Source organism: Acetobacter persici, assembly GCF_018256955.1.
Taxonomy (GTDB): Bacteria; Pseudomonadota; Alphaproteobacteria; order Acetobacterales; family Acetobacteraceae; genus Acetobacter; species Acetobacter persici.
The window spans coordinates 1-17,814 of the sequence record NZ_JAERKU010000009.1; the positions used below are offsets into that span (position 1 = coordinate 1).

General features: G+C 59.7%; 19 protein-coding genes and 3 pseudogenes. 14 read left to right on the forward strand and 8 right to left on the reverse strand.

All coding sequences use genetic code 11. The features are described 5' to 3' along the window. Nucleotides 1-850 (reverse strand): AraC family transcriptional regulator (locus tag JK199_RS10620; protein ID WP_244985082.1); only part of this gene is annotated, 850 nt, incomplete at its 3' end. Nucleotides 851-926: 76 nt separating this feature from the next. Between JK199_RS10620 and JK199_RS10625 the strand changes: the two genes are divergently transcribed. From JK199_RS10625 to JK199_RS10650, 6 genes and pseudogenes are all read left to right on the forward strand, one after another. Beyond that, on the forward strand, nt 927-2,999 hold the full coding sequence (locus JK199_RS10625) for an FUSC family protein (RefSeq protein ID WP_244284928.1): 2,073 nt from the start codon (nt 927-929) through the stop codon (nt 2,997-2,999). After that, on the forward strand, nt 2,996-3,211 hold the full coding sequence (locus tag JK199_RS10630; protein ID WP_077931506.1) for a DUF1656 domain-containing protein: 216 nt from the start codon (nt 2,996-2,998) through the stop codon (nt 3,209-3,211). Before JK199_RS10625 ends, JK199_RS10630 begins: the two co-directional genes overlap by 4 nt. Continuing rightward, entirely contained in the window at nt 3,208-4,104 is an 897-nt protein-coding gene (locus JK199_RS10635; protein WP_077931507.1) for an HlyD family efflux transporter periplasmic adaptor subunit, read from the forward strand. The genes JK199_RS10630 and JK199_RS10635 overlap by 4 nt, the downstream gene beginning before the upstream one ends. Next, nucleotides 4,101-5,495, forward strand: coding sequence for an efflux transporter outer membrane subunit (locus JK199_RS10640; RefSeq protein ID WP_244284930.1), 1,395 nt, complete (start codon nt 4,101-4,103; stop codon nt 5,493-5,495). The genes JK199_RS10635 and JK199_RS10640 overlap by 4 nt, the downstream gene beginning before the upstream one ends. 104 nt (nt 5,496-5,599) lie before the next feature. Then, nucleotides 5,600-5,983, forward strand: a pseudogene (locus tag JK199_RS10645) (helix-turn-helix domain-containing protein); the annotation flags it as partial. A 66-nt stretch (nt 5,984-6,049) separates the two neighbouring features. Beyond that, nucleotides 6,050-6,982: an IS5 family transposase gene (locus tag JK199_RS10650; RefSeq protein ID WP_077931509.1), complete on the forward strand. Its 933-nt coding sequence runs from the start codon at nt 6,050-6,052 to the stop codon at nt 6,980-6,982. On the opposite strand, the gene JK199_RS10655 is transcribed toward JK199_RS10650, so the two are convergent. Then, a complete protein-coding gene (locus JK199_RS10655) occupies nt 6,975-7,871 on the reverse strand; it encodes a LysR family transcriptional regulator (protein ID WP_244284932.1) in 897 nt (298 codons plus the stop codon). The genes JK199_RS10650 and JK199_RS10655 overlap by 8 nt on opposite strands. A gap of 184 nt (nt 7,872-8,055) precedes the next feature. Here JK199_RS10655 and JK199_RS10660 point away from each other — a divergent pair, with 184 nt between their 5' ends. Beyond that, a complete protein-coding gene (locus JK199_RS10660; RefSeq protein WP_077931511.1) occupies nt 8,056-9,066 on the forward strand; it encodes an NADP-dependent oxidoreductase in 1,011 nt (336 codons plus the stop codon). 59 nt (nt 9,067-9,125) lie between these two features. On the opposite strand, the gene JK199_RS10665 is transcribed toward JK199_RS10660, so the two are convergent. Then, nucleotides 9,126-10,352 (reverse strand): MFS transporter, encoded by a 1,227-nt coding sequence (locus JK199_RS10665; protein WP_077931512.1) that lies wholly within the window; start codon nt 10,350-10,352, stop codon nt 9,126-9,128. Nucleotides 10,353-10,547: 195 nt separating this feature from the next. Between JK199_RS10665 and JK199_RS10670 the strand changes: the two genes are divergently transcribed. Further along, nucleotides 10,548-11,450 carry a LysR family transcriptional regulator gene (locus JK199_RS10670; RefSeq protein WP_077931513.1) on the forward strand — a complete coding sequence of 301 codons (903 nt, stop codon included), beginning with the start codon at nt 10,548-10,550 and terminating at the stop codon, nt 11,448-11,450. 162 nt (nt 11,451-11,612) lie between these two features. Beyond that, nucleotides 11,613-11,939 (forward strand): hypothetical protein, encoded by a 327-nt coding sequence (locus tag JK199_RS10675; protein ID WP_208864095.1) that lies wholly within the window; start codon nt 11,613-11,615, stop codon nt 11,937-11,939. Nucleotides 11,940-12,051: 112 nt separating this feature from the next. Here the strand turns inward: JK199_RS10675 and JK199_RS10680 are convergent, their stop codons facing one another. After that, a complete protein-coding gene (locus tag JK199_RS10680) occupies nt 12,052-12,927 on the reverse strand; it encodes an AraC family transcriptional regulator (protein WP_244985091.1) in 876 nt (291 codons plus the stop codon). 719 nt (nt 12,928-13,646) lie between these two features. Here JK199_RS10680 and JK199_RS10685 point away from each other — a divergent pair. From JK199_RS10685 to JK199_RS10695, 3 genes are all read left to right on the forward strand, one after another. Then, a complete protein-coding gene (locus JK199_RS10685; protein ID WP_077931514.1) occupies nt 13,647-13,916 on the forward strand; it encodes a hypothetical protein in 270 nt (89 codons plus the stop codon). A gap of 154 nt (nt 13,917-14,070) precedes the next feature. After that, nucleotides 14,071-14,625, forward strand: a complete 555-nt coding sequence (locus tag JK199_RS10690; RefSeq protein WP_244284935.1) for a hypothetical protein — start codon at nt 14,071-14,073, stop codon at nt 14,623-14,625. Then, entirely contained in the window at nt 14,622-14,978 is a 357-nt protein-coding gene (locus tag JK199_RS10695; protein ID WP_077931516.1) for a hypothetical protein, read from the forward strand. The genes JK199_RS10690 and JK199_RS10695 overlap by 4 nt, the downstream gene beginning before the upstream one ends. 1 nt (nt 14,979) lies before the next feature. Here the strand turns inward: JK199_RS10695 and JK199_RS10700 are convergent, their stop codons facing one another. Beyond that, nucleotides 14,980-15,168, reverse strand: coding sequence for a hypothetical protein (locus tag JK199_RS10700; protein ID WP_077931517.1), 189 nt, complete (start codon nt 15,166-15,168; stop codon nt 14,980-14,982). 81 nt (nt 15,169-15,249) lie between these two features. On the opposite strand from JK199_RS10700, the gene JK199_RS10705 reads away from it, so the two are divergent. Beyond that, nucleotides 15,250-15,807 carry a phosphate-starvation-inducible PsiE family protein gene (locus JK199_RS10705; RefSeq protein WP_077931518.1) on the forward strand — a complete coding sequence of 186 codons (558 nt, stop codon included), beginning with the start codon at nt 15,250-15,252 and terminating at the stop codon, nt 15,805-15,807. Nucleotides 15,808-16,273: 466 nt separating this feature from the next. On the opposite strand, the gene JK199_RS10710 is transcribed toward JK199_RS10705, so the two are convergent. Then, entirely contained in the window at nt 16,274-16,756 is a 483-nt protein-coding gene (locus tag JK199_RS10710; RefSeq protein WP_077931861.1) for an Hsp20 family protein, read from the reverse strand. Between the two features lie 260 nt (nt 16,757-17,016). On the opposite strand from JK199_RS10710, the gene JK199_RS10715 reads away from it, so the two are divergent. Further along, nucleotides 17,017-17,331 carry a YXWGXW repeat-containing protein gene (locus tag JK199_RS10715; protein WP_208864096.1) on the forward strand — a complete coding sequence of 105 codons (315 nt, stop codon included), beginning with the start codon at nt 17,017-17,019 and terminating at the stop codon, nt 17,329-17,331. Nucleotides 17,332-17,365: 34 nt separating this feature from the next. On the opposite strand, the pseudogene JK199_RS10720 reads toward JK199_RS10715, so the two are convergent. Then, a pseudogene (locus JK199_RS10720) lies at nt 17,366-17,609 on the reverse strand (IS630 family transposase); the annotation flags it as partial. Nucleotides 17,610-17,662: 53 nt separating this feature from the next. Continuing rightward, nucleotides 17,663-17,809, reverse strand: a pseudogene (locus JK199_RS10725) (IS110 family transposase); the annotation flags it as partial. Between the last annotated feature and the right edge of the window lie 5 nt (nt 17,810-17,814).

Consider the following 17,814-nt stretch of genomic DNA (forward strand, 5'->3'; position numbering starts at 1 on the left):
ACAGATGCCCGACCGTCTTCTTCTCGGCAATCTGTCTCGCCGCAACCGTCATCTTCTGGCTATGAGTCCTGAGCCTAGGCAAATACCGCGAGGGCGTACTGCCAACAGCCTTTCGAAACATCGTAATAAACGCATTGACGGACTCATAACCGAGTATGGCCGCGACCCGCTGCACGCTCGTGCCACTCGCCAGTTCACGGAGCGCGACGACAAGATGAAGCTGTTGTCGCCAACGACCAAATGTCAACCCGGTTTCCTGAACCATCAGTCTGGCCAGAGATCGTTCGCTCATCGCAACACGTTGCGCCCAGTCGGCAACTGTACTGCGATCTGATGGCCTGGCTGTCAGCGCATCAGCAATGGTACGAATTTTGGTATGCTCTGATACGGGCAGGTTAAGACCCTGTCGTGGCATGTCGGCCAATTCGTCGAGCATTACGCGCGCCAGTCGGGCGGCATGACTATCTGGAAGATAATCTTTCGGCTCAGCAGCCAGACGATCAATCATCGTCCGGATCATCGGCGTGATCTCCAGCGCACAGCAATGATCGGGGAGGCTACTCGCACCACTTTCAACGAAGAGATAATCGACCCGTGCGTTCGCAGTCGCCCGGGCACTATGCGGCACCCCGCCCGGAATCCAGATCCCGGAGTTCGGGGGAACGATCCATACGTTTTGAGCGGCGATGCAGGTAACGGCGCCATAAGATGCCAGAATCAGCTGTCCTTTTCGATGGATGTGCGTCGGCACTTCGGATGCATGATCAGCAAAATCGAGCCTGTGGGCGATTGCGGTTGCATCCGAAGTGTCCGGGTCCACGGAAGCGATAGCTGAGGAGCGGTACGACATCGGATTGGCAGCTTTCAGTGATTGATTGTCTGGATACCTAATTTACCCAGTTGTTGCAACTTATTATCAACAAGGCATGACATTCAGGCCTTTCTGGCAGGACGGGTGGATCAGACCCGCGTTGATTCTGCCGCAACTCATCGCCCTGCTTCGTAACCCAACCCTCAGGGCGGACGGTGAAGCACTGCTCTTTTCCGCCAAGAGTTTCGCTGCCGCGATGCTGGCTTATTTCATAGCGCTTCGCATTGGATTGCCGCGCCCTGCCTGGGCGATCGTCACCGTTTATCTCGTGTCGCAACCCACGGGGGGCGCCTCGCTCAGTCGTGGTCTCTACCGTCTGATGGGCACTCTGGCCGGGGCGCTCGCGACCGTCACAATCGTTCCGACCTTCGCCAACGAGCCAGTGGTGTGCAGTGCGGTGCTCGCAGGATGGATCGGTCTCGGTCTATTTTTGTCGCTACTCGACCGCACGCCGCGCTCTTATGCCTTCGTGCTGTCCGGCTACACCACCAGCCTGATCGGCTTTCCTGCAGTTGCGGCGCCTGGCGCAGTCTTCGACACCGCCATCGTGCGCGTACAGGAGATCGCACTGGGCATTGTGTGTGCTGTGGTGATCCATCGCTATGTGGTCCCCCGGCCGATGATCGGCCAGTTTCAGGCCAAGCTGACAGCAACGCTGCATGATGCCCGAAAACTGGCCTGCGACGTATTGAACAATGTCTCGGAAAGCTCATGCCGCGATGATCGCTACCGAATGGCTCTGGACCTGCTCGCGCTCAGGGGACTGGCGACACACCTTCCTTATGATCCGATTACAACACGTCTAAGCCGCTTAACGTTGCGCGCTTTACATGATCGTCTGGCTCACCTGTTGTTGCTCCTTGCCGATGTTGAAAAACGGATTGCCCTCATTCATGCGCCTGGAATGCCTGAGGAGTTAGCGCAGCTTTTATACAGAGTTCGCAGATGGATCACTCTGGACACGCCGAATGATCGCGGAACAGAAGCACACAGATTGTTCCAGAGTGCCCGTTCGCTCGACCATGCCGATGACGCCACCTTGATCGATGGCCTTGTCGCCAACATCGCCCGTCATCTCGCCGAGCTTGTCGGCCTCCTTCACGATATTGAACGGCTCGGCGCCGAAGCCAGCGCAGCAGAGTGTGCGACAGAGCCATTCCACGGCGATGGGAAAACGACTGGCTATGTCTTCCACCGCGATCCGATGATGGCGGCGCGGGCAGGTCTGGGTGCCGCTTTGGGGATCCTCCTCGGCTGCTTTTTTTGGATTTGGTCTGCGTGGCCCGATGGAGGGCTGGCCGTATCAGTTTTGGGTGTCACCTGTGCGCTATTCGGCAATGTGGACGCACCGGTGCCCTATGTCCGAAAATACATGCTTGGCTCAGTCTATGGCATCGCGATCAGCCTGATCTACAGCTTTACCGTCCTGCCGCGTGTCTTCGAATTCTGGGTGTTGATCGCGGTCCTCGCACCGGCGTTTCTGTTCGGAGGATCGTTGCAGGCTCGGCCGTCGACCGCCTTCATGGCGCTTGGCATCACGCTGACTGTCCCGATCCTCGTCGGGTTGGGGCCTGTTTATGGCGGAGACTTCGCTGAGGCCATCAATAGTAGCATCGCGCTGTTGATGGGGGTCGGCTTCGGAGCAGCAACTATGACGTTGTTCCAGACCGTCTCCCCAGATACCGCGATCAACCGCTTGCTGCGGCTCGGCCGTCGAGACGCGGCCTATCGCCTCCGAAGCAGGGTTTCCGCCGAAGCCATCTGGACCAATCTGACAATCGATCGCATCGCCCTGCTGCGACCCCGTCTAAGTCTCTCTGCGCGGCCGACAACGGAGACGATCGACATGATCATTCGTGACCTTCGCATCGGTCACGCAGTGAGCCGTCTTCGCGAGCAATTCGACCAGTTGGAAAGTGAGCCCCTCAGTGTCATCCAGGTGCTGCTGCTCGATCTCGCGCACCATTTCGACAGAGGTTCACCATCGGTCGACGAACTGAACGCGCAGGTTGAAGAGTTGATCGCGCTCATGGTCGTCGGGACGGGCGCGCACCGTCACCTGCTTGATCCACTCATCGACCTGCGTTTCGCGCTTTCTTCCGTCCAAAACAGCGAGGCCAGAGCATGATTCCGGACCTCTGCATCAGTGGCGTCTTTGTTCCCGGCTTGTTGGGAGGCGCCTTCATCGCCTTGGTAACCACCGTTGCGTTGCTACGTCTGCTCACCGTCCTCGGCGCGTGGAGAGTGTTTTCTATCCGGCCGCTCGTCGAATTTGCCGTCTTCACCATTCTGTTCAGCCTGCTCGCGCAGGGTCTCTCCACCATCGGATCCCTCCCATGAAATTCCTCCTCACCTTTCTGGGCCGCCATGTCTTGACACTTGGGCTCGTCGTCATCGCCGCTGCCGTCGCGCTCCATCTGTGGGAACGCAATCAGCGCACGCCCTGGACCCGTGATGGCCACGTACGGACTGACGTCGTACGGGTTTCGACCGATATTGGCGGTCTCATCACTCAGGTTCTGGTCCATGACAATCAGGTGGTGCGCGCTGGACAACTCCTGATCGTCCTTGATCGACCGCGTCGGGCCGCGGCGCTCGGACGTGCAGAAGCCGCCATAACGGAGGCAAGGGCGCAACTCGATCTGGCGCGCAAGGAGGAACGACGCGACTTGGCCTTACGCGATCTCGTCGCGACGGAGGCTCACGAGCAGAACATCGCAAAGGTCCGAACGGCGGAGGCAGCGCTGACGCGCGCACTCGCTGACCGCGACGTGGCCCAGATCGACATGCAGCGCACTGAAATCCGTGCAACAGTCGGGGGCACCGTCACCAATCTCGACCTTCATCCTGGTGATTATCTGGCCGTTGGCGTCCAAGCCATGGCACTGGTGGACGCCGAGACATTGCGCGTGGAAGGGTATTTCGAAGAAACCAAACTGCGCAGTGTCTCCATCGGCGATCGCGCGCGCATCCATCTAATGGGAGACGATGCCGATATTGTCGGTCATGTCGAGAGTATTGCCGCCGCAATCGCCGACGACCAGCGCGACAACACCGGAAATCTTCTGCCTAAAGTCGCGCCAACATTCTCATGGGTGCGGCTCGCTCAACGCATTCCTGTCCGTCTGCACATAGACCGCGTACCAGCGGGCACGAAGCTGATCGCAGGACGAACAGCGACGGTGGAAATCCTGCCCTCTACACCCTTGAGCGTGGTTGGGAGGCACCTATGAGATCTGTTTTTGCCCTATGTATGGCGCTTCTGATGACGGGCTGCGTTACTGGACCGGATTATCGTATTCCCGAGGTGGCCATGGCCAATCGCCCTGGAGCGACGCAAGCGCTGCTTGGCAACAAGAACGATGGCGTGGTCCCGGCGCCGCTGCCACCGCATTGGTGGCGTCTTTATAAGGATGCCCGGCTCGACGCCTTCGTCGCCGAGGCACTGACTGCAAATACTGATCTTCGCACCGCAGAGGCCAATCTCGGGAGAGCTGACGCGCTTGTACGCGAAGCAGAGGCAGCACGCACCGTAACCACGGATCTCAGTGGGCAAACTACTGGCTCGCGGATCGGAGGTCCGACCCGGTTTCTGCCAGCGCCTTTCAGCTACGCGTTGGGTATGAACGTCAGTTATCCTCTCGATCTGGCGGGAGGCATCCGTCGCGCAATCGAAGAGGCTCGCGACCAGTCAGAGGCGGCGCAGGCAGCACGCGACCAGGTGCGTGTGATCGTAGCTGCCACTGTCACGCGTAATTATGCTCGCGTTTGTGCTGATGGCGTAGCGCTGGCCGCCGCGAGACACGTTGTGGCAGTGCAACGCGCGACACTTGATGTCGCGTTGCGTATGGCCAGCGCGGGACGCGGCACGCGCTTTGATAGTGAACGCGCGCGGACGGCAACATTCGCCAGCAAAGCAGCCATTCCAGACATCCTCGCTGATCAGAAAACAGCGTTATTCGCATTGGCCGCCGTCATGGGGCGCATTCCATCGGACTATCCGCGCGATCTGGAGGCATGCACTACTATTCCGTCGCTTACACTCCCGCTGCCGGTTGGCGACGGAGCCGCGCTATTGAGGCGTCGCCCCGACATCAGAAAGGCAGAACGCCTTTTCGCCGCAGCGACAGCCGGCATCGGCGTCGCCGAAGCCGATCTCTATCCCCAGGTCAGCCTTGGCGGCTCGGTGGGGAGCACCACGTCGATCACTCACGCCCTGACGTTGTCGTCGTTTGGTTTGAGCGTCGGTCCATTGGTCTCGTGGTCGTTCCCTAATCGGGTCTTGGCGCGCGCGCATATTGCGCAAGCCGGCGCAGAAGGCCGTGCTGCGCTTGGCACGTTTGATGGAACGATTCTACTCGCATTAAAACAGACTGAGACCGCCCTGTCTGTCTACATGCAAACACGTGAGCGTCTGGGAGACCTGGAGCGGGCGGCGAACTCCGCTGGCAAGGCGAGCGCCGATGCCGAAACACTGCAACGCTTCGGCCGCACGCCATTCCTCGACGTCCTTAACGCGCAAGCAAATTACGCCGACGCGCAGGCACGCCTGTCATCCGCCCGGATCGAACTTGTTGATCGGCAGATTGATCTGTTCCAGGCGCTCGGCGGTGGTTGGGAGTGATAGTGGTCTGTCTGGACATTATACCAACGGCTATTATGTGTGACTCATCTGTGAAGTGACGTGTCCGGCCTATTCTGATTCTGTCTTGTGAGGGAGGATCGGAGATGGCTGGTGCGATTGCATTGCGGACGGATTATACTGCTGAGGCGCTTCGGCGGCTTGCCTCTCGTGCACGGGAGGCGAATGTTGCACGGCGCCTTTTGTCACTGGCTGCGGTGCGGGACGGTGTCAGCCGAGGGGACGCGGCACGGATTGGTGGCATGGACCGGCAGACCCTGCGGGACTGGGTACACCGGTTCAATGCTTTGGGGCCAGATGGCCTGCGGGATCAATGGCGAAACGGCTCTGTCTGCCGCCTGACGGGGGATCAACAGGCGGAACTCTCGGCATTGATCATGACAGGCCCTGACCGAAACCGGGACGGCGTGGTCCGCTGGCGCCGCGTTGATCTGAAGCAGGTAATTGAGGAGCGCTTTGGCGTCTCGTATGGCTTTGTTGCACAAATGGTGTCGAAGCGGATTCACGGCGTGAAACCAGTCTGGTAGCTGGGTGTCATGAGCAAGTCGAAGCCCACCCGCTACCGTACGACGAACTGGTGTTCCTACAACGCGTCCCTGAAAAAGCGCGGATCGCTGACGGTGTGGTTTGATCCTGTGATGGTCTGGGAAGGCCTGCCGACGGGGCGGCGAGGACGACGGCAGAGTTATAGCGCGGCGGCGATCCAGACCTGTCTGACACTGAAAGTTCTGTTCGGTTTTGCCCTGCGACAGACGACGGGGTTTGTTGAAGGTCTCCTGCGCCTGGCAGGCCTTGCCTGGTCAGTGCCGGATTTCAGCACGCTCAGTCGTCGGCAGAAATCCCTGACAGTCGACATTGCATATCGCGGTTCGGATGGGCCGCTCCATCTTCTGATCGACAGCACCGGGATCAAGGTCGAGGGAGAAGGCGAATGGCACGCCCGCAAGCACGGTGCTTCAAAACACAGGATATGGCGTAAGCTTCATATTGCTGTCGACGAAGGGTCTCTGGAAATCAGGGCCGTTGAAATCACGGGAAACGATGTCGGTGATGCCCCGGTCCTACCAGCGCTTCTGGCTCAGATCCCCGAAGATGAGGAGATCGCCAGCGTTACGGCCGATGGGGCTTATGACACGAGACGATGTCATGAAACCATTGCCGAACGCGGGGTCCAGGCTGTCATTCCTCCTCGAAAGAACGGAAAACCATGGAGCCCCACCTCGCCCGGAGCGATCGCCCGCAATGAAGCCTTGCGGGCGGTAAACCGTTTTGGGCGTACCATCTGGCGATGGTGGAGCGGATACCACAGGCGAAGCCGCGTCGAGACGAAAATGAACTGCATCAAGCTGCTGGGGCAGCGGCTGATGGCTCGGGATTTCGATCGTCAGATCGCAGAGTTTCACGTGCGTGTTGCCATACTCAATCGCTTCACGGCGCTCGGGGTCCCCCTCACACAGCCTGTCACGTAAGACAAAGTCCTGAATGGTTTCGGCACGCACAATGGACGAATTGTGCAACAGAGCCCCTTCGACTTTCAGGCCAGAGCGCCGCAATATTGGTCCGGTCCACGGCGAAATCGGACAGAAGCGGGAGCAAGTCGCCACGCGCCACATAAGGCGCCGCAATGAATGTCGCGAGCATTCCGATACCGCCTCCGGCCGCGACAGCCGTGACCAGCGCTTCGCTGGCGTCCACCATGATCCCCGATGAGGGGACGATCTCGATCTCGCGGTCGCCAACCCGAAACGGCCAGCGATAGGAGCGCCCTGTGCTCTGGTAACGCAGATTGACGGTGTCGTGCTCCTTGAGGCCATCTGGATGCGTCGGCGTGCCGTGCTCGGCCAGATAGGCGGGCGAAGCGAAGGCGCAGAGCCGGTAGGACGCCAGTCGACGCCACAGGAGCCGCGAGTCCGCGGGCACCCCGATCCGCACCGCGATGTCGATACCCTGCTCGACGATGTCGACAATGTGGTCGCTGAGTCGCAGATCGACCATGACGTCGGGGTAGCGCCTGCGAAACGCAGGCAGGGCGGGTCCGATCAGATGGATGCCAATCGGCAGCGGCGCTGCGATCCGCAGCGTACCTGACGGCACCGCCCGGGCCGCAATCGCGGCCTGTTCGATTTCTTCGGCATCGCGCAGCAGCTTGAGCGCACGCTCGTGCAGGTCACGGCCCTCCGGCGTTAACGTCAGGGTGCGTGTAGTTCGCGTGAAAAGCGACACCCCCAAACGCTGTTCAAGCCGCTGAACGCTCTTGCTGACCGCCGAGGGTGAAATGGAGAGAGCATGTGCGGCGGCCGTATAGCTGCCCATCGATCCGGCCCGCGCGAATGCGATCAGGCCGGTCAGGCGGTCCAAGCCTATCTGTTCCTTCATGGCATTATTAAAGCGACACTGACCGGCATTATCAACCGGGTCCGTGCGGTCTAGTTGTCGGCCTAAATCGCGTCGATGTTCTCCTCTGGAGATCATGGCGCCCAACAAACCGATTCACAGGCCCCTCGTCACTGCCCGGGATCGGTCGTCAAATAAGGATTACGCAATGTCGGAATACACGATGAAGGCAATACGGCAGCATGCGTTCGGCGGCCCAAACGTGCTGCAATATGAAGATGCACCGCGCCCCACAATGAAAGCTGGCGAAGTGCTTGTGCGTGTCCAGGCGATCGGCCTCAATCCTCCCGACTGGTACCTGCGCGACGGGCTGAAGATATTGCCCCCGGAGTGGCGCCCTCCGGTGCACTTTCCCCTGATCCTGGGAACGGATATCTCTGGCCAGGTGGCTGACGTGGCACCAGACGCCGCGGGGTTCGCGATCGGAGACGAAGTCTATTCGATGGTGCGCTTTCCCAGTGGGTTTGGGGAAGCCTACGCCGAATATGTCAGCGTGCCATCCTCCGATCTCGCGCACAAACCGGCCGGGATCGATCATATTCATGCCGCCGCCGCACCGATGTCTTTGCTCACGGCATGGCAGTTCCTGATTGAGGAGGGCCATGATGCTCCCAACCCCCTCCAATCCACCCCGCACATGCCGGTTCCGCTTGAGGGCAAAACTGTTCTGGTTAACGGAGCGGCGGGGGGCGTCGGCCATTTCGCGGTTCAGATCGCAAAGTGGAAGCGGGCGCATGTGACCGCGGTTGCATCGGGCAGGCATGAAGCCTTCCTGCGCGATCTCGGGGCGGATGCCTTTATCGACTATACCAGGGTTGCACCCGAAGAGGTGATGCACGACGTCGATCTCGTCGTCGATGCGATCGGCGGACCGACAACCGCCCGCTTCCTGCGAACGCTCAAACGCGGCGGCGCGCTGTTCCCGATCTTCGGTCTTGGCGCATCCGGTGGCGACGAGGCGGCGCAGCGCGGCGTGACCGTCTCGACGACGCAGGTCCGTGCCAATGGCGCCCAACTGGAAAAGGTTGGCCGCTTGCTGAATGACGCGACGATCCGCGTCGCGATCGACAGCATTTTTCCGCTCACCGACGCCCGTAAGGCGCACGAGCGGGCGGCCGAAGGTCACATTCAGGGCAAGATCGTGCTGACCGTGAAATGAGCAGGGCTGAAGCGGAGCGACACCAGAATGGCGCGCACTCGCCGAACGCTATTGCGTGTTCATCTTGCCTGACCCAATCTCCCGTAAAAATGAATGGCAAACCCGAGGAGGGCGAACATACCGCCTAATGTGCAAACCGTCGGCCATCCACCCGTTCGCCATGCGAGGCTGGCCGCCCAGGATCCTGCAGCACCTCCAACGAACATGCCGCTCATAAAGATCGTATTGAGCCGGCTCCTTGCGTCCTGCCGCAGAGTGTAGACCACGTGCTGGTTCGAGATCAGCGCGGCTTGTTCGCCGAGGTCGAGCACTACGATTCCGACGACGAGGCCGATCAGGCTGCCCCAAACACCCATGACGACATAGGACAGGGCCATGATCAGGCAACCGAGACCGATCACCACATAGGGGCCGCGACGGTCGGCAATGCGTCCGGCTAAAGGGGCAATCAGGATGCCAGCTGCACCTACCATCCCCATGAGACCTGCGGCCTGTGCTCCCAGCCCGAACGCTTCATGCATATGTAGTGACAGGATCGTCCACAGCCCTATGAACGAGCCAAAAAGCGCGGCCTGAATACAGGTCGCGCGGCGAAGCCGCGGCTCATCCCGCCACAGCGCGGCCAGGGACTTCATGAGCGCGGCATAAGTATCACGGGTCTCGGGACGACTTGACGGAAGCCAGACCCACAACGCGACCCACATGAGAGCGCTGAGGGTGGCACCGAAGCCAAAAGTGGCGCGCCAGCCCCAATGGCCGCCGGCAAATCCGCCAACCGCCCGGCCCAGCAGGATCCCACATAGCACGCCGCTCATGACCGTGCCCACCACTTGTCCCCGCCGATCAGGCGCTGCCAGCCCAGCCGCAAACGGCACAATCTGTTGGGCAACTGAGCCCGTGATGCCGACTGCCACCGACGCGATGACGGCAACCCAGGCGTACGGGGCGGTGGCAAGAGAGATAAGGGCCATGCAAAGCGCCGCTGCTTGCCAAAGGATCAACCTTCTGCGGTCCATTCTGTCTCCAAGTGGGATTAACAGAAAAAGCCCGCAGGCGAAGCCCAATTGTGTCGCCATCGGGATTAGGCCGACAGTACTCGGCGCGTTCGGGTATGCGCGCAACAAAAGTTCGAAGATTGGCTGGTTGTAATAAACATTGGCTACGAAGACCCCGCAAGCCAAGGCCATTACTGTCAACAGTACGGGACGAAGCTCTGGCGCGGCTTTGGCTTCTTCCGGCCCGAAGGACTGAACGGCGGAGTCTTGGTCGGTTGGTTGGTATGGCATATCGAGACCCGTCTAATGCTGAACTAAATCGGGCGCGCGGCGGGTCGCCCGGCTGTTTTCGCGCATCGGCATGCCCTCTGGCCTGCCATTGCTTCCAATATGCTCGGCAGTATGATGCACCGTTTCTCTTTCAGGAATTGACAGGATTGATAAATACTCTTTCATCTTTGAAAGAATGGGAGCCGACGCAGAGCGATGGTCGATCGTAGAGATGAAATGGCCCTTCTGGTTGCCGCTGTAGATCAGGGAAGCCTCTCAGGCGCGGCACGTCTCAAAAGCATGTCACTGCCATCTGTAAGCAGGCATCTCAGTGCGCTTGAAGAACGCCTTGGAGTCCGTTTGCTGGTGCGCTCGACCCGCGCCTTGATGCTGACCGATGCAGGTCGGAGTTATTACGCCGCTGCGAAACGGCTGCTCGCCGAAATCGATGACATGGAGGCGGAACTCACTGCCGAGGATGCTGCGCCTGTGGGCCGGTTGCAGATTACCGGGCCAACCCTGTTTGGCCGCGTTCACATGCTGCCGCTCCTCGCGGATTTCCTCGTTCAATATCCCAAATTGACTTTGGATGTCTCGTTGATCGACCGTCCCGTCAACCTGATGGAAGAAGGGATCGACATTGCCGTCGTTGTCGGAGAGCAGCCAGATTCGAACATCATCGCGCGCCGGCTCGGTGCCATTCGTTGGGTGTTGGCCGCTTCGCCAGAATACCTTTCGAAGCGCGCTCAGCCCTCCTGCGTGGAAGATCTGTCTGAGCACGATGGGTTGATTGTCAGCCATTACACCAACGCCGCGACCTGGATTCTCAACAGCGCTGGCCGCTCCGTCACCGTACGGCCTAAGGTCCGCATGCGGACGAACACGTTGGACGGTGTTGTGGCGGCTGCTGTCGCAGGAGCCGGGATCGCACTGGCACCGGCATGGGCCGTTAATGATTACGTCGAATCAGGAGTTCTGCGGATTTTACTTCCCGAATGCGAAATGCCGCCCAGACCAATTTACGCGTTGATGACACATCAGCGCCTCCTCGCCAGCAAGATCAGAGTGCTGCTGGACTATCTGGTAGCGCAACTCGCATCCAAAAATTTGCACTTATAGCAGGCCGTCGCCTTCCCGTCACGGCGATCGGCGTCCGCATGCTTCCAATAACCTGCGGTATGCAGGTTCACGGCCAATACGGTCGCTCCGCGCGCCGGGGCCAGTATCGGATCGTTCTATCGATACGTAGCTGACAAGGACGCGCTGATCAGGGCTCTTGTCGTGCGGGAAGGTGACTGCCCGTTCGAGGCGGCCGTGGCGCATCAGTTCCGTTGCCCCGATCTCGCCCGGATGCAGGATTTCGAGGAATCGCGTCTGCCGTTTGATGCGAGCGTGCGTAGCCGGGACGATCGCTTCAGGCCTCTGCTTGGGAAGATTCTAGTGCGCGAGGATGTTCATCCGCAGACGGATTCTCAAGCGGCCTCGCGTGATGTGCTGGCGATCGTCAAGGGAGTCGTGAACGGCGTTGGCGCCGAAGGCGAGCAGGACGCATCGAGTTTGGTGCTACGAGTCCCGCGGGCGGTCTTCGGCTATCTTGAAACGGCCTGATCGCCCATCGACAAAGCAGGTACCGCGATCCGCAATTGCTTGAATTAACAAGCTTGATTTTCCCCACACCGCGTTGCGCCCAGAAATGGCCAACTTGGGCAGCCTGCCGCAGTCAGCCGTTGGAGTCTTTGGGATTTGCGCCTGCGTGGCGTTCGGCCATGTAGCGGCCAGGCGAAGTCCCCAGAGCCTTGCGAAACATCGTCACGAAGCTTGGCACACTTTCATATCCGAGATCATACGCAACCTGCTGGATCGATGCGCCCCCCGCGAGCCATTTAACAGCAAGCAGGATGCCGAGCTGCTGCCGCCAGCCGCCGAAGCTCATCCCGGTTTCACGACGGATGACCCGGGCCATGGTTCGCGCGCTGAGACCCGCACGTTTCGCCCAGAAATCGGTCGTTCCCCGATCGGCTGGCGCGCCGATCAAGTCTTCGACAATCCGGCGGAGTCGCGGGTCGCCGGGCATCGGTAGGTGGAGGTGCTCGATCTCCGCCGCAGCAAGCTCGTCGAGCAGTACCGCGAGCAGGCGGGCATTCGCACCGTTTTCTTCGTAGAGTATTGGCAGACGCGCTACGCGGGTCAGCAGTTCACGCAGCAATGGCGTTACCGATACGGCGCAACAGCGTAGCGGGAGGTCGGCGGTGAATTCTGGATCGACGAAGGCGCCATATCCCTCCAATGGTCCGCTCACCTTTATCGAATGCAGCGCGTTGCCCGGTATCCAGACTGCACTGCGCGGTGGAACGATCCACAGGCCGCCTTCGACTTCACAGCTTAGCGCTCCGCTCTGGACGAGCACGACCTGACCCTTACGATGCCGATGCGGCTCGAGTTCGAGCCCGCCGAAATCTCTCGCGATGAAACCATAGGTGACCACTGCCCGGGGCACATCGTCGGGCTCGACCATCCGCCTTTTCCGGTAAAGCGTCGGATGATTCATGTCCGCTTTTGGGACAACTTTCCCACTCTCGGCGGCTGCGAGCAGCATGACGCCGCCGTTCGAGGTCAGGCGGCCCCCATCGAAAGCCGCGGTTAGTTTCTTCCGTCTGATTGTTAGAAAGGCGAACGTCTCGGACATGGCGGGTATGGCTCGGCAAGATCAGCTGAGTGGTGCGCTCTCAACACCAAATTCCAGCCATGGCAGTGTAGCTGTTTCCGGGGCCAGGGGCCGATATCCAAGGCTGCTGTGGGGGCGGACGTGTTGTACAACGCGTCCGTCCATATGGGGCGACAAGCCACAGAACGCCGACTTCGCTGCATATTACCGGTGACAAATCCAGCCCGTTACAGCGAAATCTCGCTGGAAACCTACCTTCCGGCGGTTCAACCATCGGGAGCAGATCAATCCCACCCCATCAATAAAGTCCAGTTGAGGGCATGTTCGGCGCAGGGTCGAAATCAACAAACCCATGTAATTTCTGTCCGCAATACCGCTACAGAAAATAAACACAAATACAAAGAATAAAATTATTCGTGAAAAAGAATCTGCATTTCGTGCCCCCTTGACGAGGCATGCATCTCTTCCAATCTTGCTTTCGCTGGACGCCATCGGGTCCGGCATAGGCTCTGTGAGCCAGACAACTGAAGTCCATGTTGCTTTAATCGGAGGATGTGGATGTCGACACTGAAAGGACTTTATTCCCGCTATCGCCGCTCCCTGCGCACAGCCGCCCGGAGATGGCGCAACCGACTGGAGGGAGGCGTATCATGGTAACGCACCCCCTTTTCGGAGACGATCCGCTGGCTCCGCGTGTCCTCTCCATGCTCCGCCGCCTCGGTCACGACGGACGTGGCGTGACGCTGACGTCTCTGGTGGCCCATACCGGCATACCGGGGATCAGACTTCGCGCCACGCTGGAACGTCTGGTCCAGGCGGGCGCGGTAGCCCCTGCCGGGTGTGATCCCCTGGCTTCTGATCTCGCGTTCCGTCTCCACCTGCGGGCAAGAGCCGCACCGCCAGTTCCGGTCGCGGCGTAAGGCACCGAACGCGCCGGGCGGATCAGAAACGCCTTCTCCGAGCGGAAACGCCGTCTTTTCTGGAACGACCGCACGAATGAGAGGGTGGAGCGGGGCCTTCCATCGGAGGCCCCGCGTCTCTGAAGGTGAGGTCGAAAGCAGAGAGAACAGGGAGATGTCGAGTTTTATCCATTTTCTCAACCTGAAGGCGCTTCAGGACTATTGGAATAACCATCCCTCCTTGCCCCGTTCACTTGTGACGATGGGGCCAGTTTGGTCGCATTCCGCCGGAGAGACGGAGCGAGCGGAACAGACGGCCAAGCAACCTTGGCGCCTTCGGCAGAGGGAGAGACCACACGTCGCTGTCGGTCTCGTCCTCATGCTGCTGGTCGGAATGGCCTCGCCGACATCAGCTCATGCGCCGCATGATGTGCTGTCGTGCGAGACAGAAAAGCAGCCGGTGAACATTCCATCCATGCCACTGGCCCGCGCCATCGAGATGTTGGGCCGGCAGACCGGGTGCCCGGTCCTTGTCGACCCGCCCCTTATGGACGGCCGGACCTCGGCAGCCGTCAAGGGCACCTATACGCCTCAGGGCGCCCTCCTCCATCTGTTCGGGTCCGTGCATGTCGACGTCACCGCCACTGTTTCGGGCTTGAGCGTCAGCCCTCTGGATGCGACGGCTCTGACATCGGGCGACACGCGCGCCGGCCTGAGGACTGCATCATGACTCTTCACACGGACAGGCCGAACAGGATTATGTCGCTTCCGACCGTTCAGATCGGCACAAAACTGGCGGCCCTGCTGACCGACTATCTCGGCGACGAGGAAAAAGGCCGGGGATATGACGGCCTCATGCGTCGGGCGGCTGACCACCGGGTTTACGATCGGGTTTCTCGCTGGAGAACCGCGTCAGACCCGGAACCAACGACCGTCGCCGTGGTCCGAAAACTCCTGCCTGTCGCTGACCGCACGCACATGGCCAAGGCCCTGGGCTGGTCGTTGGGAGCCCTCGAAACCCAGCTGACACCGGCTCTGACCTGGATGTGCGCCGGGAGGGCCACAAGCCCTTCCGGAGACTGATTCAATCCGCATGGGGGTCCGCATCCACATCCGAGGGATCGAGCGGTTCGACCAGTCCTTCCTTGTCCGGATCAATTGGCGACTCCTCTTCGTCAGGCGCCGGACGCGGGCGCTGTTCCTTCTCCCGAGAAGGAAGCGGAGGCGGTTCGAACGGGCGGTGAGCGCCCATGATCCGTAACGTGTCCTGCATGGGGACATTCTCCATCGCTAAAAGAAAAACCAGACCCAGGACGTGGGAACTATAACGCAATTCATAGATGGGAAAACGGCTATGGAAGACCTCTCCATGAAACGTTCCTGGCAGAGCAGGGACTGGTCCCGCCTCATCAAGCTGTTCAGGGGCCTGACATTCTACGAGCGTTTTGAACAGGCGATCATTCTGACCCTGATTGCGCTCATCATGCTGGTAACCGCCATCGCGACGATTCATCTGATCGGCGCGGTATGGCATCTGGTCGTCGATGTCGGGATCGATCCGATCAACCAGACGATCTTCCAGGCGATTTTCGGCGCGATCTTTACTGTTATCATCGCTCTTGAGTTCAAACACTCCCTGCTGGTCGTTCTTGCCCAGCATGAGAACGTTATCCGGGTGAGAACCATCGTCCTGATCGCCCTCCTGGCGATTGCCCGCAAATTCATCCTGCTGGATCTGCATGATGTGACTGCCATGGAACTGTTCGCTCTCTCGGCGGCTGTTCTGGCTCTGGGCATCGTCTACTGGCTGGTTCGCGAGCAGGATGCGCGTGTCGCGCGCGACGCCAGGGAACAGGCGCCTCTCGAAGATAATCCTGCGGCCCGCTGTGAGCCTGAACGGTCTTCATCCTGAAGAATCGAGGTAAAGGCGGTCTATAACGCCGCCTTTACTCAAAGCCCCATTACGTCCCGTGCGATGAGGGCGTGTTCTTCGTCGTCTCTGGCCCTGAAGGCGCCAGATGATCTGCGTCGATGGGCCGGAACGGCGGAATGGGTTGTCCGGGATAATAGACAGGCCCCTTGTAGTTCTGATCCAACTGGCTTGCGTTCAAGCTGTCGACAAGCATATCACCTGTGCCGTCTTCGTAATGAGCGCGAGCCCCGGTTTTGGGGACTGTGGACGGTCCCTCAGTCGCCCTCGCATCGAACGATGTTGCAGCCGCCTGGGCAAGATCACCAGCATGTGCACCCGACTGACTCAGGAGAGACAACCCCAGAGCAGCGCACGACAGAAATATTTTCATCCTCTTCATGCTCATGACCTTTCGAGACTCTCCCCCGGCCGGATGAATGGCCGGGGGAGAGGTTTCGTCACGCCATCAGGCTGCCTCTTTCCGCGCCTCGATCTGGGGCACGGCTTCCTCCGCACGTATTGTAGAGGACGTAATCGCGATACGACGCGGCTTCATCGCTTCGGGTATCTCACGTTTCAGGGTAATGGACAGAAGTCCGTTCTCGAAGTGCGCATCGGTGACTTTCATATGCTCGGCCAGATCGAAGCGGCGTTCGAATTCTCTGCCCGCAATACCCCGATGGAGATATTCGGCGGCACTTTGCGGCTCCGGTACCTTTCGTCCTGTCACGACAAGAGTATTGCGCTCCTGTGTGATCGTAAGGTCGTTCTCGGCAAGTCCGGCAACCGCCATGTCGATCCGGTAATCATCCTCACCAGTCTTGATAATATCGTAAGGCGGCCAGTTATCGACCGTCGGGATCCTGCTGGCAAGATCGAGAGCGTTGAGCATTCTGTCAAAACCCACGCTCGAACGGAACAGGGGAGCAAAATCAACGGTGGCTCTCATAGCCATATCCTCCTTTGAGCAACATGGACACAAGATCAAAACTGATAGTTCTGTCTGCCGACCCCTTCGGCGGTCGGCAAATTCAATCTGGGAACTCCGTGCATGGTGTCAAGAGGCATCAAAAATGCAGAAAGGCAGGTTTTGGCGTCCTCTATCGCGCCTTCATTGCCCGCGCGTCATCGCGGGTAAGACGGACCCAATCCCATTTCACGAGCATCGTGCTATAAAGCATCATCGCGTGTTCAGAGTGGACCAGGACAATGACTGATAGCGTCAGATGGAAGTTGCTGGCCGCGGCTTTCGCCGCGACCATGCTGAGCGCCGCTCCGGCGGAGGCCAGGCCATGGATTTACGCTGGACCACCAGTTGTCATTCCGCCACCAGTCGTGGTCACGCCGCCACCTCCGCCTGTCGTGATTGCACCGCCTCCCGTCACGATCATTCGCCCCCCACCACCGGTGCCACCCTACGAGATGGTGCCTTTGCCACGCCGAGGCTATGTCTGGGAGCCAGGCCGCTGGTTCTGGACTCCGCGCGGCTACATCTGGCGAAGAGGCTGGTGGCGGCGCTGGTGAATTCTTTTGTGTAGGACGCCGTTAATGCCAAAGATTATAGAGACGCACCTATGTAAGCCCACGTTGTGAGACGGATGGATCGGATGGTCCCCGGCACGGCAGTGAGATTGTTCCAGGCTGGTCTGGAAGCATAGATGATATGCCCGGAGACCGTCGAAGACGGTATCGAACAGCCAGTTGGCGCGTAGGAACTGCCAGACATTATCAACCGGGTTCAGTTCGGGCGCGCGGGATGGCTGAAACGCGGTAGCACAGCGCAACCAAAGAAGAAGACGGTCGCGTTCCCCGTATCGCAGCCAGCGACTGATCGGCCCGCGGCAATTCTGTCTATCTATCCCGCGGTCGTTCCCGTGCCGAATGCGAGACCCTCCGGCATCGGTCCGGCCTCCACATAGCGCCAAAACGCAATCAGGAGCTTTCTCGCCATGGCCATGACGGCAATCCGTCGCGTCCTTGCTTTCAGATTACCGACGCGCTCAAGCT

Coding starts and splice junctions, on each gene's coding strand:
- JK199_RS10640 (WP_244284930.1), top strand. CDS start 4,101: ATGAGATCTGTTTTTGCCCTATGTATGGCGCTTCTGATGACGGGCTGC.
- JK199_RS10685 (WP_077931514.1), top strand. CDS start 13,647: ATGGTAACGCACCCCCTTTTCGGAGACGATCCGCTGGCTCCGCGTGTC.
- JK199_RS10630 (WP_077931506.1), top strand. CDS start 2,996: ATGATTCCGGACCTCTGCATCAGTGGCGTCTTTGTTCCCGGCTTGTTG.
- JK199_RS10710 (WP_077931861.1), bottom strand. CDS start 16,756: ATGAGAGCCACCGTTGATTTTGCTCCCCTGTTCCGTTCGAGCGTGGGT.
- JK199_RS10670 (WP_077931513.1), top strand. CDS start 10,548: ATGGTCGATCGTAGAGATGAAATGGCCCTTCTGGTTGCCGCTGTAGAT.
- JK199_RS10665 (WP_077931512.1), bottom strand. CDS start 10,352: ATGCCATACCAACCAACCGACCAAGACTCCGCCGTTCAGTCCTTCGGG.
- JK199_RS10715 (WP_208864096.1), top strand. CDS start 17,017: ATGACTGATAGCGTCAGATGGAAGTTGCTGGCCGCGGCTTTCGCCGCG.
- JK199_RS10700 (WP_077931517.1), bottom strand. CDS start 15,168: ATGCAGGACACGTTACGGATCATGGGCGCTCACCGCCCGTTCGAACCG.
- JK199_RS10650 (WP_077931509.1), top strand. CDS start 6,050: ATGAGCAAGTCGAAGCCCACCCGCTACCGTACGACGAACTGGTGTTCC.
- JK199_RS10660 (WP_077931511.1), top strand. CDS start 8,056: ATGTCGGAATACACGATGAAGGCAATACGGCAGCATGCGTTCGGCGGC.
- JK199_RS10705 (WP_077931518.1), top strand. CDS start 15,250: ATGGAAGACCTCTCCATGAAACGTTCCTGGCAGAGCAGGGACTGGTCC.
- JK199_RS10690 (WP_244284935.1), top strand. CDS start 14,071: ATGTCGAGTTTTATCCATTTTCTCAACCTGAAGGCGCTTCAGGACTAT.
- JK199_RS10695 (WP_077931516.1), top strand. CDS start 14,622: ATGACTCTTCACACGGACAGGCCGAACAGGATTATGTCGCTTCCGACC.
- JK199_RS10625 (WP_244284928.1), top strand. CDS start 927: ATGACATTCAGGCCTTTCTGGCAGGACGGGTGGATCAGACCCGCGTTG.
- JK199_RS10680 (WP_244985091.1), bottom strand. CDS start 12,927: ATGCTGCTCGCAGCCGCCGAGAGTGGGAAAGTTGTCCCAAAAGCGGAC.
- JK199_RS10635 (WP_077931507.1), top strand. CDS start 3,208: ATGAAATTCCTCCTCACCTTTCTGGGCCGCCATGTCTTGACACTTGGG.